The sequence below is a fragment of the Dickeya sp. ws52 genome (assembly GCF_007210685.1).
Taxonomy (GTDB): domain Bacteria; phylum Pseudomonadota; class Gammaproteobacteria; order Enterobacterales; family Enterobacteriaceae; genus Dickeya; species Dickeya chrysanthemi.
This window is the reverse complement of the sequence record NZ_SZVX01000026.1, coordinates 34,542-49,007: the sequence shown is the minus strand read 5'-3', so window position 1 is coordinate 49,007 and position 14,466 is coordinate 34,542. Positions and strand designations below refer to the sequence as shown.

The following is a 14,466-nucleotide window of genomic DNA, read 5'->3' as shown; positions in this document are numbered from 1 at the left end:
GATTAACTGGCAACGCAGAGAGCCGGAGGCGCACTGGCTGGTACCGCTGAAGGCAAACACGACATACCGAATACTGGACACGTTCAGCGAAGGTGACCATCTGGTGGAGATGCAGGTCTCACCCCAGGCTCGAAAGCTGGACACTACCCTGCCTGAATACTGGCAGGCCCGGCTGATAGAGTGCGAAGAGGGCGCGGGAGATTACAAAGGTTTTATCACCTCGCTGACGGAGCCGGGGTCGTATCCGGCAGAGGCTCTGCGTTATGTCTATCAGGAGCGCTGGAGTATAGAGAATGGGTACGGCGAGCTGAAACAGTTCCAGCTGAGCACGGCCACGCTGCTGCGAAGCCAGAAAACGAGCGGAATTTACCAGGAAATCTGGGGGCTACTGACAGCCTATAATCTGATCAGAGTGGAAATGAGTCAGATAGCGCGGGAAGCCAGGGTCCCCCCGCTGCGGATAAGCTTCGTGATGGCGATGAGGCTGATTCAGGATGAGCTCATCTGGTGCTCGCTGGGAAAACCGGGGACAATCCCGACAAAGCTGAGAAAGATGCGGGAGAATGTGAAGCAGTTCATCCTGCCGGAAAAGAGAAAACGGCCCAAAGCGAGGGCCGTTCGGATCTCAAAAACCCAGTATCCCGTTCACTCAAAACACCTTAAGTGAACGGTGTTAGCCTTCGGGCGGCTTTGTTGTTTTGCAGGAAGAGTTGCGGGGGTAAATCGCGTTGGCGTTTATGCCGACAACCATCCTTTCAGGATATTAACCAGCACCGGTGCGTAAGGCTCCAGCCTGCCGTTTTGCGGGGAACTGAAATCATTAATAACGGCTCTTAGCAGATCGTCGTCTTCCAGCCCTTCATTAGGATCGATACCGTTAGCCCATAACAGGCTATCGATAAATTTTTTGCGTGCCTCAATCAGCTTTTTGTTATTCGTTTCATGATCACCCAGGTTTAGTACCTTAATGGCCCCCTGCGCGCGTGCTGTCTTGCCTTCGACGCGCCCGCTAATCATAAATTGCAATTCGGTTTCGCATTCCGCCATGAGTGGGGTCAGCGAAAACGGCTGTGAACCGTGGGCGGCGTCGCACTGATTTGGCGTGGTACAACTGGCGACGATGTTGGTGAAATCAAGGCTACGGCGAGGCGCCAGTTTTCGTGCCTGTACATGCTCGTTCATGGTGTCGTTGTTATCACCGCTGATCGGTTTGCAGCAATAAGCGCACAGGTAAAACTGCTCTTTGACGCAGGCATCGCGGATGTCTTGCCGCTCGGTTTCGGTCAAATCGTCATACCGGCCTGTGGGGTTGGCGCGTTTCCAGCCTGTCAGGCTGGCAGGTTCGGTGCCTTTAGTGATTTCTCTCACCGCGTAACTCCTGTTTGCGCAGTAATAGGCGGGCTTTGGTCAGTTCCAGATTGGTGGCGGGCAACTCCGCGGTCAGTTCATCCAGCAACGCTTTGGCTTGCGTTAATTGCTGGCGCTGGATCATGTCCAGCAGGTCACCCAATTTTTCTGCGATTCGTGCGTTACGGATATGCGTATCCATCACTTCAAGTAAGACGCTGTTGGCATCCTGACCGTATTGGGATGGCACTACGGTCAATTCGCCGTTATCCAGTGAATACACCAACACATCCTTGTAATCGCTGATCACCAGCGGCGAGTGAGTGGTCAAAATAAATTGGCAGTGAGGGAAGGTGGTAGTGAGCCGTTCGATAATGCTGCGCTGCCACGACGGGTGCAGGTGCATATCCACTTCATCGATCAGCACAATACCTTGGCCGTGCAGCGGGTTGTCCAGCGCCGGGTTCATTATCGCCAGACGACGTGCGATATCACCCACCAGCGCCATCAGCGATTTTTCGCCCTGCGACAGTTGCAGCACGTTAAAGGCTTCACCGTTTTTATCGACCGACATATATAGCCGGGGTTTACGCCGCACACGTAAATTAGAAAAGTTTGGCATAAAGGCTGTAATGGCTGAGCGTACAGCTTTAAGCTGTGAGTCTTTTGACGCGCTTTCTATTTCCCGGATAAGTTGTAATGCACTCGAGATTTTTTCAAACTCACTTTTAATTCCTTTAAAATTACTTGGATCCATTTTTTCTAATCTACCTGGAGCATCGTCAATATAATTGAGAATATCTGAAACCCTTTCAGGGTCTTTCTCCATTATTTTTAATAATGCCAATGGCATACCATCTTCGTTTTCAATATCTTCCCGCTCACGAAACCATTCGAAAAAACGCCGGAAATCCACTCCCTGATTCAGCGCGTTGTCATATCCATCTATTTGTTGAAAATGGTGTTTATTTCTTATTTTCAGCGGAATATCCAGCACGCTGCGTTCGACCGGATAAAAGGCGATTAACGGCAGGCTGCTTTGTTGATCTTGAGTCAAGGCAGTACGATAGCGATCGGCAAGTGTGGTGAGCGCATTAAGCTGGCTGGCGTGCTGCCCTTTTTTGCCGCTGCGGGCTTTTGCCAAGGTCCAATGGTATTCAGCATCGTTGTCGGCAGCATGGCCTGAGCGCGGAGGAGTATCTTGTGCCATGACCTCAATCGCGGCGGAAGTCTGCCCGTTGGTGATGGTATCTTCACTAATAACGCTGCCGCTGCCTTTTTCACTACGCACCCGCGCTACCAGCCAACTGAGCGAGGTTGCCAGCGCCTGCAAAATAGAGGTTTTCCCGGCGCCGTTATTGCCGACCAGCACCGTTACATTGGAAGGATAATCAGCCGTTGGCGCGATGAGAGCGTCGAGAGAGGTAAAGCGCCCGACATGGTGCAACCGGAATTGCTTTATTTTCATCATCCATTCCTTAATCAGACGTTAAGTCGCCTGCGCAGTGTACAAATCTTCTGGCAATGATACATCCCTTTCCGGGATTCATTGTGGGGAGCAAGCTTTACTCCAGCGCCTGCGCGCAGGCCCAGGCGGAGCTCCACGCCCACTGAAAGTTGTAACCGCCGAGCCAGCCGGTGACGTCCACCACTTCGCCGATAAAATACAGGCCCGGTGTTTTGCCGGCTTCCATCGTTTTTGACGACAGTTCGCGGGTGTCGATGCCGCCGAGCGTCACTTCCGCCGTGCGATAGCCCTCGGTGCCGTTAGGCTGAACCCGCCATTGTTGCAGTGTGGCTGCTACCTCGGCCTGCTGCGGCTTGTTGAGCTGTTTCAGCGTGACGTCCGGCAATTGCCCCAATGTTTGCAGGCATTCCACCAGCCGTTTCGGCAACCATTGCGACAGAGTGTTTTTCAGGCTCTGATTCGGGTGCGCCTGACGCTCGGCATTGAGGTTTTCGGCCAGATCAAGCGTGGGCAACAGGTTGATGGTGACGAATTCCCCTGGGTGCCAGTAGCTGGACAGTTGCAGAATCGCCGGGCCCGACAGGCCGCGGTGAGTAAACAGAATATTTTCACGGAAGGTGGTGCCGTTTTCGGCCGTCGCCACCGCCGGCACCGACACGCCGGAGAGCGTCTGTAATTGCTCCAACAGCGGTTTATGCAGGGTAAACGGCACCAGCGCGGCGCGGGTGGGCAACACGTTGAGGCCGAATTGCGCCGCCAGTTGATAACCGAACGGCGTGGCGCCCAGCCCCGGCATCGATAGCCCGCCGGTGGCGACGACCAGCGCCCGCGCCTGTACTACGCCGTTGTTGAGCTTCACCTGAAACTGTGCGTGTTTTTCCACCGACAGCACCTCGCTGCGCAATCGCAACGTCACTTTACCGGCATCGCACTCTGTCATCAGCATATCGACAATCTGCTGCGCGGAATCGTCGCAGAACAACTGACCAAGGGTTTTTTCGTGATATGCGATGCCGTGGCGGTTAACCAGACTGATGAAATCCCACTGGGTGTAGCGGGCGAGGGCGGATTTGCAGAAGTGCGGATTGTGCGACAGGTAAGCACCCGGCTCGGCGTACAGATTGGTAAAGTTGCAACGCCCGCCGCCGGACATCAAAATCTTGCGGCCCGGTTTTTTGCCGTTATCCACCAGCAGCACCCGCAGCCCTTTCTGGCCTGCCTGTGCCGCGCAGAATAGGCCGGCCGCCCCTGCGCCGATGATGATGACGTCAAACTGTTCCACATTATTCTCCCGCTGTTGCGCCGGTGATGTCCGGGCGGCCGATTATAGGCGATGTCCCCCCATCGGTCACTCGCCCAACAGCGCCTTGTTTCATGCCGTTCCGCCGCCGTATCGGGGCGATGTACCGGTAACAAAATGTGTGGATGGATAAAAACAATAATGCATTGATTTTAATTAATTAAATCCTTTTAACCGGCAGAAGTGGCGTAAATTAAGTCAAAATAATGTCATATTTTGCTTTTCCCGTTTCAGCTTGTCACCGATAATGCGCCGCGTTCATGACCACTACATGGCCTAACACTTATGTTACATTTATTTGCCGGGCTTGATTTCCATACCGGTCTGATGCTGGTTCTCGCCCTGCTATTCGTTCTGTTCTATGAAGCTATCAACGGTTTTCACGATACCGCCAACGCGGTCGCTACGGTTATTTATACCCGGGCGATGCGTGCTCAACTGGCGGTTGTCATGGCCGGTGTTTTCAATTTCCTTGGGGTATTGCTGGGCGGGCTGAGCGTGGCGTATGCCATCGTCCATCTGCTGCCAACCGATTTGCTGCTGAATGTCAGTTCCACTCATGGGCTGGCGATGGTGTTTTCGATGCTGCTGGCGGCGATCATCTGGAACCTGGGGACCTGGTATTTCGGGTTGCCGGCTTCCAGTTCTCATACCTTGATAGGCTCCATCATCGGTATCGGTTTAACCAACGCGCTGGTGACCCAGACCTCGGTGGTGGATGCGCTGAATATCCCTAAAATGGTCAGTATCTTCCTGTCGCTGCTGGTGTCTCCGGTGGTCGGCATGATCGTCGCCGGGTTGATGGTCTATCTGCTGCGTCGTTACTGGAGTAATAATAAGAAACGCCAGCGTGTTCACCTGACGCCGGCGGAGCGCGAAAAGCAGGATGGTAAGCGTAAGCCGCCGTTCTGGACGCGTACCGCGCTGATCTTGTCTGCGGTGGGGGTGAGCTTTTCTCACGGCGCTAACGACGGGCAAAAAGGCATTGGCCTGATCATGCTGGTGTTGATTGGCGTGGCGCCGGCCGGGTTTATGCTGAATATGAATGCCTCAGGCTACGATATTAGCCGTACCCGCGATGCGGTGATGAACCTGCAGGGGTATTATCAGTCTCATAGCGCGTCGCTGGCGCATGTTATAGACCTGTCGACGCCGATTCCGGCTCCGGAAACCGTGATTCCTGCGACCGGCAACAAACCGGATTTTCACTGTGATACGTCTCGTGCCATGATCGCCATTGACCGTGCGCTGACGTTGCTGAATAACGTGAAAAACTACAGCGATCTGCCTGCGGATGATCGTGCCCGTGCCCGTCGTCTGTTGATGTGTATTTCCGATACGTTGGATCGCGTCGTTAAGCTGCCGGAAACCTCGGCCGATGACAAACGCCTGCTCAACAATCTGCGTAGCGATCTGCTGTACACGGTGGAATATGCTCCGCTGTGGATTATTGTGGCGGTGGCGCTGGCGTTGTCGCTCGGTACGATGGTGGGCTGGCAGCGTGTGGCGGTCACTATCGGCGAGAAAATCGGTAAAAAAGGCATGACTTACGCACAAGGCGTCTCCGCACAGTTGACGGCCGCCATGTCGATTGGCATTGCCAGCTATACCGGTATGCCGGTATCCACGACGCACGTGCTTTCCTCCGCGGTGGCCGGCACCATGATCGTGGACGGCGGCGGCGTGCAGGGCAAAACGGTGAAAAGCATTCTGTTGGCTTGGGTTTTCACCCTGCCGGTATCAATGCTGCTGTCCGGCGTGCTGTACTGGCTGGCGCTGAAACTGATCTGACGTGCGCTCATAGCGCGTAAACGTTGCATCCATCAGCGTGTAGACAAATAAGAAAGGCGGCCATCAGGTCGCCTTTCTGCTTTCAGCGTATCGTTAATGGGTTGATGGGAACACAACCTGCTTATGCCGTCACTGTTGCCGCCGCACTTCAATGCCAGATGATAAGGCCGATGAGGCTGACGACGACCAGCCCGCACAAGGCGGAAGCCAGCAAAAACTGACCGCGCACTCGTGCGCAACGACGGATAAATTCCGGGTCGTGATGGTCAAGATAACGTTGTGCATAGATGTAACGAACCAACCGTAACTGCTTGCTGGGTTGCCCGTGGGAGGTGAAAAATCCGCTTCCATCCACATACTGATACAGTAGCGGATCACAGTCTCTCAGTATCAGCAGCAGCACTCGCAACGAAGAATAATATCGCGCCATATTGATGATACAGACGACACATAAAGCCCAGAAAAGCGCAAATGTACTAATCATCATGCTCCCCTCCCGGATTATGACCCCAGATGCTGGCATGTGTCGTATCCTGCTGACATCACATCTGTGGGTATTTATGCCACACGTTTTTCACGCGATGTTATGGGGCTGCCCGACCATGGCGAGTTGCCCGGGTGTTCTTCTTCACCTTTGTATCCCTGCCTGGAGATGAACCCGTTGAGGTTCCCCCCCAATTTCATTGTAGAAGAGCCTTGCGATTTTTTTCCATACCCGGCGCAAGGTTCCTGACAGCCAAAAACATCATGATGACTTTTGATCCGGCACCGGTTTTCTTCGCCGTAGGCCCCGTCCTTTTCAACTACACTTTATGTACGGGATAGCGGTTTCACCGTTATTCAGGCTTTCCCCTGGTATCCCTAAACAATTCGAGTTGCAGGAAAGCCAACACCTTTGCAGCTTGATGTATGACGGATATAGAGAGTATCGGCGCAATGGGCGATCACTTCAGGGTAAGCGGTTATCCGCATTCGCAGAACCGTTACAAAATGTGTGGCGTTGTGATCCGTTGAACATAACCTGGAATAAGCGGGGTGTTATGCTCATAACTGCCATAGGTTATCAGACTGGCAGGAGAAATATCTGCTGACTCATCAGTTAGTCATTACGGAAGGAGCTTAATCATGGCTTACAAGCACATCCTTATTGCGGTTGACCTGTCACCGGAAAGTAAGGTGTTAGTGGAAAAAGCGGTCTCCATGGCGCGGCCGTATGATGCCAAAGTCTCTTTGATCCATGTTGACGTGAATTACTCTGATCTCTACACCGGGCTGATCGATGTCAATCTGGGTGACATGCAGCAACGCATTTCCGAAGAAACCCAGAATGCCCTGAAAGATCTGGCGGAAAACGCCGGTTATCCGATCTCGGAAACCCTGAGCGGCAGCGGCGATCTGGGCCAGGTGCTGGTTGATGCGATTCGCAAGTATGACGTTGATCTGGTGCTATGCGGCCACCATCAGGATTTCTGGAGTAAACTGATGTCGTCTGCGCGCCAGTTGATCAATACGGTGCACATCGACATGCTGATTGTGCCGTTGCGTGAAGAAGAGGAATAAGTCGCGCCAGTGGTTTTGATGCGCCTGAAATGATCTGACGAATATGAGGCATAGCCAATCGCGATTGGCTATGCCTCTTTGTCTGTCTGGCCTGATCAAAGCATGTTTGTCCTGATCAAAGTCTGTCTGCCCTTATCAAAACTTAATTATGCCCGGTGAGATAGGCTCTTAGTGTGGGTTTCTTTAATCACCTAAGGATGATACGCCGGTGGATTTTCTGGTTTTACCCAACCTAATCACGCTAGGATACCGGCAGTGAGGTTAATGATTGGGGAAATCATGGCGATAAAACTGATTGCGATTGATATGGACGGCACGCTGCTAACGCCGGAAAACCAGATTTCACCGGCGGTGAAACAGGCGATTGCCGCTGCCCGCGAAAAAGGCGTTTATGTGGCGCTGGCGACCGGGCGTCCGTTCATCGGCGTCGAACGCTATCTGAAACAATTGGGGTTGCAGCAGGACGGGCACTACTGCATCACCAATAACGGCGCGCTGGTGCAGCGCACATCGACAGGCGAATGTGTGGCGCAAACTACGCTGAGCTTTGAGGATTACCTCCATTTCGAGGCGTTGTCGCGCGAGTTGGGCGTCCATTTCCATGCGCTTGATTTCAATTACGTGTATACCGCCAACAAAGATATCAGCGCCTACACGGTGCATGAGTCCCACCTGACCAGTATGCCGCTGAAATACCGGGCGGTAGAGGAAATGGACAGCAGCCTGCGTTTTCCAAAAGTGATGATGATCGATGAACCTGAGGTGCTGGATGCCGCTATCGCCCGTATTCCGCACGAAGATTTCGCCCGTTATACCATCATGAAAAGCGCAGCTTTCTATCTCGAGATTCTGGACAAGCGCGTCAATAAAGGCGAAGGGGTGAAAATGCTGGCGCAACACCTCGGTCTGGACGCTGATGAAGTGATGGCGCTGGGCGATCAGGAAAACGATTTGGCGATGCTCGAATTTGCCGGGCTGGGTGTGGCGATGGGCAATGCGATTGATAGCGTCAAGGCGGTGAGCCAATTCGTCACCCGGTCTAACAGTGAAGACGGCGTGGCGTACGCCATTGAGAAGTTTGTGTTGAACGTCTGACCCACGCGGGCCAGACGTATAACCCGTCATACTTCAAGTTGCAGGTGCGTTGGCTTTCCTGCAACTCGAATTATTCAGGGTATAAGACGAACAGCGGGTCAGTCGTTAAAGAACGTCTGTCTGATCGCCAGTTCGACGCCGCGCACTTCCGCCAGCCCTTTCAGCCGCCCGATGGCGGAATAGCCGGGGTTGGTTTTCTTCTTCAGGTCATCCAGCATCTGGTGGCCGTGGTCGGGGCGCATCGGAATGGCGCGGGCATTGCCCTGCTGACGGCGGCGATGTTCTTCCGCCAGAATCGCTTTCACCACCTGCACCATGTCTACATCGCCATGCAGATGAGCCGCTTCGTGGAAGCTTTTCGGGTTGTCTTCGCGGCAGGTGGCGCGCAAATGAGTGAAGTGGATACGGTCGGCGAAGGTTTCGATCATTTTCACCAGATCGTTGTCTGCCCGTACGCCGTAAGACCCGGTGCACATAGTGAAGCCGTTATGGATGCTGTCGACAGTATTTTTCAGCCACTGCATATCCTCAATGGTCGAAACGATGCGCGGCAGGCCGAGGATCGGGCGCGGCGGATCGTCCGGGTGTACCGCCAGCACGATACCGGCTTCTTCCGCTACCGGCACGATCGCCCGCAGGAATTCCGCCATGTGCTCACGCAGCTTCGCTTTATCGATACCGTCGTACTGCGCCAGTTGTTCGCGGAACTGCTCCAGCGTATAGCCTTCTTCGGCACCCGGCAGACCGGCGATAATATTGCGGGTCAGCTTGTCTTTGTCGGCATCGGTCATGGCGGCGAAATACGCAGCGGCCTGACGCTGTTCTTCATCGGTGTAGTCGGCGGCGGCGCCGTCACGCTTGAGCAGGTGCAGCTCAAACGCCGCGAAGGCGGTGTGATCAAAACGCAGCGCCCGGGAGCCGTCCGGCATTGGGTATTCCAGGTCGGTACGGGTCCAGTCCAGCACCGGCATGAAGTTGTAGCACACGGTATCGATGCCGCAGGCGCCCAGATTACGCAGCGACTGCTGGTAATTGGCGATATAACGCCGGTAATCGCCGGTCTGGGTTTTGATGGCTTCGTGCACCGGCACGCTTTCCACCACTGACCAGGTCAGCCCTTTTTCCGCCAGTATCGCCTGACGTTGCTTAATCTCTTCGATGCTCCACACTTCACCATTCGGGATATGGTGCAGGGCCGTGACGATACCGGTCGCGCCCGCCTGGCGGGCATCATCCAGCGACACCGGATCGTTGGGGCCGTACCAGCGCCAGGTGTGTTCCATAATGCAGCTCCTTAAACTCTGTTGAGGTCAATAGTCGGTCTGGTGGCCTGACCACCGGACCGGTTCACTATTCACCACCTGTGGCGATATTTCTGTGATTTTGATCACGTAAATGTCAGGCCGGGATGGTAATGAAACCTGAACATGCGGTGGCGGCATTTAATTTTCTGGCGTTTTGGCGGCTATGGTAAGCTTCAGGCTGTTATTGGCGGAACAGACGTTGACAGGTCATGACTGACGGGGGATCCGGAGGGGATATGGTGTTACCCACACTGAAAGTTGAGCGGCTTTACCGGCAGATATCCACGCTGCTGATTAACTGCATCAGGAACGGTCAGTTTGCGGCCGGGCAACTGCTGCCCTCGGAGCGAGAACTGGCGAAACAGCTGGGGGTAAGCCGCTCGTCCATCCGTGAGGCGCTGATTGCGCTGGAAATCACCGGTTGGGTGGAAATCCGTACCGGGAACGGTGTGTACGTCAACGATCCGCTGCCGGAGGCGCCGCCCGCGGCAATACCGGAAGATGAATTCAGCCTGCGGGCGTTTATTCAGGCCCGGCAGGTGTATGAAGCGATGATGGCGGAGCTGGCGGCGGTACATGCCACCGACGAGCAGCGTGCTGCGCTACAGGCGATCACCCGCGATCTGTCCCGCCTTAATGTCAATGACGCGCAGTTTCTGCATGAAGACAAGCGTTTCCACCTGTTGATTAGCGAGATGTCCGGCAATGAAGTGTTGCAGGACATGATGGAGTACCTGTGGAACAAGCGTCAGAGCAGCCGGTTCGTGCGGCTGGAAACACTGTACGCCGATTCCGATTTTCCCCGCACCATGAATCAGGACCACGCCGACATCGCCGATGCCATCATCGCGCGCGACCCGGCACGGGCACGGACCAACATGGCGCGTCACCTTCAGCATGTGTACGATCATCTGTTCAGCGGCGATGAGTAAAGCCACGGTGTTCCGCGGGCATAAAAAAACCCCGGGGGGACACAGGCACCGGGGCTGAGGGGTAATGATGACCGTGCAGGCGGGGATTATTTGTAGATAGTCGCGTTGCCGTGCAGGGTATCGTCGCCGCTGGCATAGGTAATGGTGTACGCCGAAGCGCCGGCTTCGCTGGCTTTGTCGGCCAGTTTGGCTTGCAGCGAGCTCAGATCGTTGGCGGTGGCGGAAACCGAACCGATTTTTTCCAACTGCTGGGCCTGGTCATAGCTGACGCTTTGCGCGGCGAAAGAGCCAAACGATACGGTAGCAAGGGCAGCGGCGATAGCGATGGTTTTGATGTTTTTCATGTCTCTTTCCTTCTTCGGTAACTGAGTTGAAAGGCGCTTGTCCTTTCGATAACGGAAAGGTTACGCCTTGTTGACCTGCGTGGAAAACGGAGGTTGTTGACGATATCTTTCTATTTTTTTGACCGAGAATACAGTCAGCTATTGTAAATAAAGCGCTGATTTTCATTGTTTTTGTCATTCATTGCGCGATTTTTTATGATATGCCAAGTTAATTTATTAAGACGGAAAATCTGTGATGAATGAAGACCGGCAGATAACATTCGATGCTTTTTCGCATCAGTTGACCAATATAAATATCTGGTCCTGTGACGGTAATTGGTTGATTTATGATGTCAGGCCGCACGGATCTTCGTTTACCGGTTTGACGATTGAACGCGTTAATGTGGAAACCCACCGGCGTGAGGTGATTTACCGTGCCGGGCAGGGGGCGCATGTCGGCGTGGCGACCGGTAGCCCGGTGCCGCCGCAGCGCTATGTGTTTATCCACGGCCCTGAAAACCCGGACGTGCACTGGCAGTACGATTTCCACCATCGTCGAGGCGTGGTGCTGGCGGATGATGACCACCGGCAGGCGACGACGTTGGATGCCTGCGTGTTGACGGCACCGTATCTGGCCGGTGCGTTGCGTGGGGGTTCTCATGTGCATGTGTTCAGCCCGGACGGCACCCGCCTGAGCTTTACCTATAACGACCATGTGCTGCACGAGCGCGACCCGGCGCTGGACTTGCGCAACGTCGGGGTGGCGGTGCCGTTGCATACAGTGGCGGCGCCACACCGCCATCCGCGTGAGCACGATGGCAGCCATTTTTGTGTGCTGGTAAGCGACACCACGCCGCAGCCGCGCCCCGGCAGCGATGATATCAACCGCGCCTATGAGGAAGGTTGGGTAGGAAATACCGGCTATTTACGCTCGGACGGTTGTCGCCAGCGCTGGGCGCTGGCGTTTATCGGCGATACGTTGTCGGCGCGCGGCGAAAAAGTGCCGGAGGTGTTTCTCGTTGATTTACCGGAAAAAATGGATGATTACGCCCGAACCGGCGAGCGCCCGCTAGGCGGCACCGAAACAGAACTGCCTGCGCCGCCTGCCGGCGTGCGTCAGCGCCGGCTCACCTTCACCGCCGATAGGCCGTATCCCGGCGTGGTTAACCAGCCGCGTCACTGGTTACGCAGTTCGCCGGACGGCAGCCAAATCGCCTTTCTGATGAAAGACGATCGCGGTGTCGTGCAACTGTGGACGGTATCGCCGATCGGCGGTGAACCACGTCAGGTGACGCAGGGCGACTGGCCGGTGCAATCGGCATTTAGCTGGCATCCGGACGGCGAATACCTGGCGTTCATTGGCGACAACAGCGTGATGCTGTGCGAGGCGGCGACCGGCCGGTTGACTCGTCAGACCGCACGCAGCGAAACGCCGCCGGTAGCGGATGCGGTGGTATTTTCACCGAATGGCGATCGCATCGCCTATTTGCGTGAAATCGACGGTTGCAACCAGATTTTTGTGGTAACGGTGAGTTACTGACAACGGCGAACATCGCGAGGACTTGATCTGTTTTGAGCAGGAGCCCGGCGAATTTTCTTATCCCGCCATGATTACCGATGGCGACACATGACATGTGACCTACCGCTGGAATCGAAAAAATATCGTTTATGGCGCGCTGATATTCAGCGGGTAGTCGTTGTCGCACTCAAAAAAACCTGTACCCTACATCCCCCGCCGACCTTCGGGATCGGCGGCGTCCGGATGGCGTTGCCTGCGGGGCGATAAAATCATCAAACGAGGAACATCATGTCGATTTCCGTGGAATTACCCCAACACCAGTCGATGCACAATAAATCCAATATTCACCGCGTGGTGATTTCCAGTTGGATTGGCAACACCATCGAGTTTTACGATTTTCTGCTCTACGGACTGGCGAGCGCGCTGGTATTTGGCAAATTGTTCTTTCCTACCGCCAGCCCGGTCGCGGCGATGCTGGCCTCGTTCGCCACCTTCGGCGTGGGGTTCATTGCCCGCCCGCTGGGCGGTATCTTTTTCGGCCACATGGGAGACACCCTGGGGCGTAAGTTAACGCTGCTGATTACCCTCGGCGGCATGGGGTTGGCGACCTTTCTGATCGGCTGCCTGCCTACTTATCACCAGATTGGTGTCTGGGCGCCGATCTTGCTGGTGGTGCTGCGTTTCGTGCAGGGTTTTCTGGTGGGCGGCGAATGGGGCGGCGCGATGCTGATGGTGGTGGAAACCGCGCCGGCTAACCGTCGCGGCCTGCTGGGGGCTATCCCGCAGACCGGCGGTTTTTCCGGGCAATTACTGGCGACGGCGATATTCGCGCTGGTGTCGATGCTGCCGGAAGATCAACTGATGTCCTGGGGCTGGCGTGTGCCGTTCATGCTGAGCGTGGCGCTGGTGTTGGTGGGGTTGTACATGCGCCGCAAGGTGGACGAAACGCCGGTATTCCGGCAGGTTCGGCAACAACAGCAGGTACATCAGTGCGAAGCGGCGCCTCGTCAAAGTCCGGTGGTGGAAGTGCTGCGTAAACAGTGGCGCAGCGTCTGCCTGATCATGGTGCTGCGTTTTGCGGAAAGCGTGCCGTTTTTCCTGGCGACGGTGTTCGCCGTCTCCTACGCCACCGTGCAGTTGGGCGTGCCCAAGCAGACCATGCTGAACGTGATCATGGCGACCTGCGTATTGGCGTTTCCGATGCATGTGCTGTTTGGCGCGCTGTCTGACCGGGTGGGTCGCCGCCCGATCTACATCTTTGGGGCGCTGTGCGCCGCGGCAATGGCGTTTCCGTTCTTCTATCTGCTGGAAAGCGGCTCTTTTGGGTTGATGGTGCTGGGTTACATTCTGCTGATCAACATCGCCCATAACTCTATTAATTCGGTGCAACCGGCGTTCTTTACCGAGCTGTTCGGCCCGAAGGTTCGTTATAGCGGCGCGTCTATCGGCGCACAACTGGGGGCGATTGTAGCCGGTGGTTTCACCCCGTTTATCGCCAAGGGGCTCACCGCAATGGATAACGAATCCTGGACGCTGGTGGCGACCTACGTCATGGTGGCCGCGCTGGTGGCGGCATTCGCCGCCTGGAAAGCGCCGGAAACCTCGCGCCGGGATATGACCAAGGACGTATGATTGATTGTCGCGGCCGGGGTAGGTTGTTTCATGGTGTAAACAGTTGAACGGATTGCCAGTGCCGTGAAGCTGTCCGCAACGAGGTACGTCTGGTACGGAAAAGCAAAACAGTACCGTATCCGTGCCAAAACCCGGCAACACATCCATCCGTGTGCGACATCCACTCGCGTGCGACCGAGTACGGTTATACCGTCA

13 protein-coding genes are annotated in these 14,466 nt (G+C 55.2%); 7 read left to right on the top strand and 6 right to left on the bottom strand.

The features are described 5' to 3' along the window. Positions 1 to 667, top strand: a 667-nt coding sequence (locus FDP13_RS19675) for a transposase (RefSeq protein WP_143840222.1), incomplete at its 5' end; no start/stop codon positions are given. A gap of 68 nt (positions 668 to 735) precedes the next feature. On the opposite strand, the gene FDP13_RS19670 is transcribed toward FDP13_RS19675, so the two are convergent. From FDP13_RS19670 to FDP13_RS19660, 3 genes are all read right to left on the bottom strand, one after another. Beyond that, positions 736 to 1,368 carry a hypothetical protein gene (locus tag FDP13_RS19670; protein WP_027713566.1) on the bottom strand — a complete coding sequence of 211 codons (633 nt, stop codon included), beginning with the start codon at positions 1,366 to 1,368 and terminating at the stop codon, positions 736 to 738. Next, positions 1,352 to 2,815 (bottom strand): AAA family ATPase, encoded by a 1,464-nt coding sequence (locus tag FDP13_RS19665; RefSeq protein WP_033581053.1) that lies wholly within the window; start codon positions 2,813 to 2,815, stop codon positions 1,352 to 1,354. Before FDP13_RS19665 ends, FDP13_RS19670 begins: the two co-directional genes overlap by 17 nt. A gap of 97 nt (positions 2,816 to 2,912) precedes the next feature. Next, positions 2,913 to 4,097, bottom strand: coding sequence for an NAD(P)/FAD-dependent oxidoreductase (locus FDP13_RS19660; RefSeq protein ID WP_143840221.1), 1,185 nt, complete (start codon positions 4,095 to 4,097; stop codon positions 2,913 to 2,915). 303 nt (positions 4,098 to 4,400) lie between these two features. Here FDP13_RS19660 and pitA point away from each other — a divergent pair, with 303 nt between their 5' ends. After that, positions 4,401 to 5,906, top strand: coding sequence for an inorganic phosphate transporter PitA (gene pitA, locus FDP13_RS19655; RefSeq protein WP_027713563.1), 1,506 nt, complete (start codon positions 4,401 to 4,403; stop codon positions 5,904 to 5,906). Positions 5,907 to 6,054: 148 nt separating this feature from the next. On the opposite strand, the gene uspB is transcribed toward pitA, so the two are convergent. Continuing rightward, positions 6,055 to 6,390: a universal stress protein UspB gene (uspB, locus tag FDP13_RS19650; RefSeq protein WP_038927361.1), complete on the bottom strand. Its 336-nt coding sequence runs from the start codon at positions 6,388 to 6,390 to the stop codon at positions 6,055 to 6,057. Positions 6,391 to 7,031: 641 nt separating this feature from the next. Between uspB and uspA the strand changes: the two genes are divergently transcribed. Further along, the gene (gene uspA, locus FDP13_RS19645) at positions 7,032 to 7,466 is read left to right on the top strand and encodes a universal stress protein UspA (RefSeq protein WP_015848404.1); all 435 of its coding nucleotides are present in this window, start codon (positions 7,032 to 7,034) and stop codon (positions 7,464 to 7,466) included. Positions 7,467 to 7,745: 279 nt separating this feature from the next. After that, positions 7,746 to 8,561 carry a sugar-phosphatase gene (yidA, locus tag FDP13_RS19640; protein WP_143840224.1) on the top strand — a complete coding sequence of 272 codons (816 nt, stop codon included), beginning with the start codon at positions 7,746 to 7,748 and terminating at the stop codon, positions 8,559 to 8,561. A 98-nt stretch (positions 8,562 to 8,659) separates the two neighbouring features. Here the strand turns inward: yidA and uxuA are convergent, their stop codons facing one another. After that, positions 8,660 to 9,844, bottom strand: coding sequence for a mannonate dehydratase (gene uxuA, locus FDP13_RS19635; protein ID WP_143840220.1), 1,185 nt, complete (start codon positions 9,842 to 9,844; stop codon positions 8,660 to 8,662). A 257-nt stretch (positions 9,845 to 10,101) separates the two neighbouring features. Here uxuA and FDP13_RS19630 point away from each other — a divergent pair, with 257 nt between their 5' ends. Continuing rightward, the gene (locus FDP13_RS19630) at positions 10,102 to 10,797 is read left to right on the top strand and encodes a FadR/GntR family transcriptional regulator (protein WP_015848401.1); all 696 of its coding nucleotides are present in this window, start codon (positions 10,102 to 10,104) and stop codon (positions 10,795 to 10,797) included. A gap of 86 nt (positions 10,798 to 10,883) precedes the next feature. Here the strand turns inward: FDP13_RS19630 and FDP13_RS19625 are convergent, their stop codons facing one another. After that, positions 10,884 to 11,141: a YdgH/BhsA/McbA-like domain containing protein gene (locus tag FDP13_RS19625; RefSeq protein ID WP_015848400.1), complete on the bottom strand. Its 258-nt coding sequence runs from the start codon at positions 11,139 to 11,141 to the stop codon at positions 10,884 to 10,886. A gap of 235 nt (positions 11,142 to 11,376) precedes the next feature. Here FDP13_RS19625 and FDP13_RS19620 point away from each other — a divergent pair, with 235 nt between their 5' ends. Together FDP13_RS19620 and FDP13_RS19615 are read left to right on the top strand one after the other, a co-directional pair. Next, complete coding sequence (locus FDP13_RS19620) at positions 11,377 to 12,660, top strand: DUF3748 domain-containing protein (RefSeq protein WP_143840223.1); 1,284 nt, start codon at positions 11,377 to 11,379, stop codon at positions 12,658 to 12,660. Positions 12,661 to 12,927: 267 nt separating this feature from the next. After that, positions 12,928 to 14,271 carry an MFS transporter gene (locus FDP13_RS19615; protein ID WP_143840219.1) on the top strand — a complete coding sequence of 448 codons (1,344 nt, stop codon included), beginning with the start codon at positions 12,928 to 12,930 and terminating at the stop codon, positions 14,269 to 14,271. The last annotated feature ends 195 nt before the right edge of the window (positions 14,272 to 14,466 follow it).

What these genes read in the sequence shown, in the direction of transcription:
- pitA (WP_027713563.1), top strand. Translation starts at nt 4,401, where the DNA reads ATGTTACATTTATTTGCCGGGCTTGATTTCCATACCGGTCTGATGCTG.
- FDP13_RS19625 (WP_015848400.1), bottom strand. Translation starts at nt 11,141, where the DNA reads ATGAAAAACATCAAAACCATCGCTATCGCCGCTGCCCTTGCTACCGTA.
- uxuA (WP_143840220.1), bottom strand. Translation starts at nt 9,844, where the DNA reads ATGGAACACACCTGGCGCTGGTACGGCCCCAACGATCCGGTGTCGCTG.
- FDP13_RS19665 (WP_033581053.1), bottom strand. Translation starts at nt 2,815, where the DNA reads ATGAAAATAAAGCAATTCCGGTTGCACCATGTCGGGCGCTTTACCTCT.
- uspA (WP_015848404.1), top strand. Translation starts at nt 7,032, where the DNA reads ATGGCTTACAAGCACATCCTTATTGCGGTTGACCTGTCACCGGAAAGT.
- FDP13_RS19620 (WP_143840223.1), top strand. Translation starts at nt 11,377, where the DNA reads ATGAATGAAGACCGGCAGATAACATTCGATGCTTTTTCGCATCAGTTG.
- FDP13_RS19630 (WP_015848401.1), top strand. Translation starts at nt 10,102, where the DNA reads ATGGTGTTACCCACACTGAAAGTTGAGCGGCTTTACCGGCAGATATCC.
- uspB (WP_038927361.1), bottom strand. Translation starts at nt 6,390, where the DNA reads ATGATTAGTACATTTGCGCTTTTCTGGGCTTTATGTGTCGTCTGTATC.
- FDP13_RS19615 (WP_143840219.1), top strand. Translation starts at nt 12,928, where the DNA reads ATGTCGATTTCCGTGGAATTACCCCAACACCAGTCGATGCACAATAAA.
- yidA (WP_143840224.1), top strand. Translation starts at nt 7,746, where the DNA reads ATGGCGATAAAACTGATTGCGATTGATATGGACGGCACGCTGCTAACG.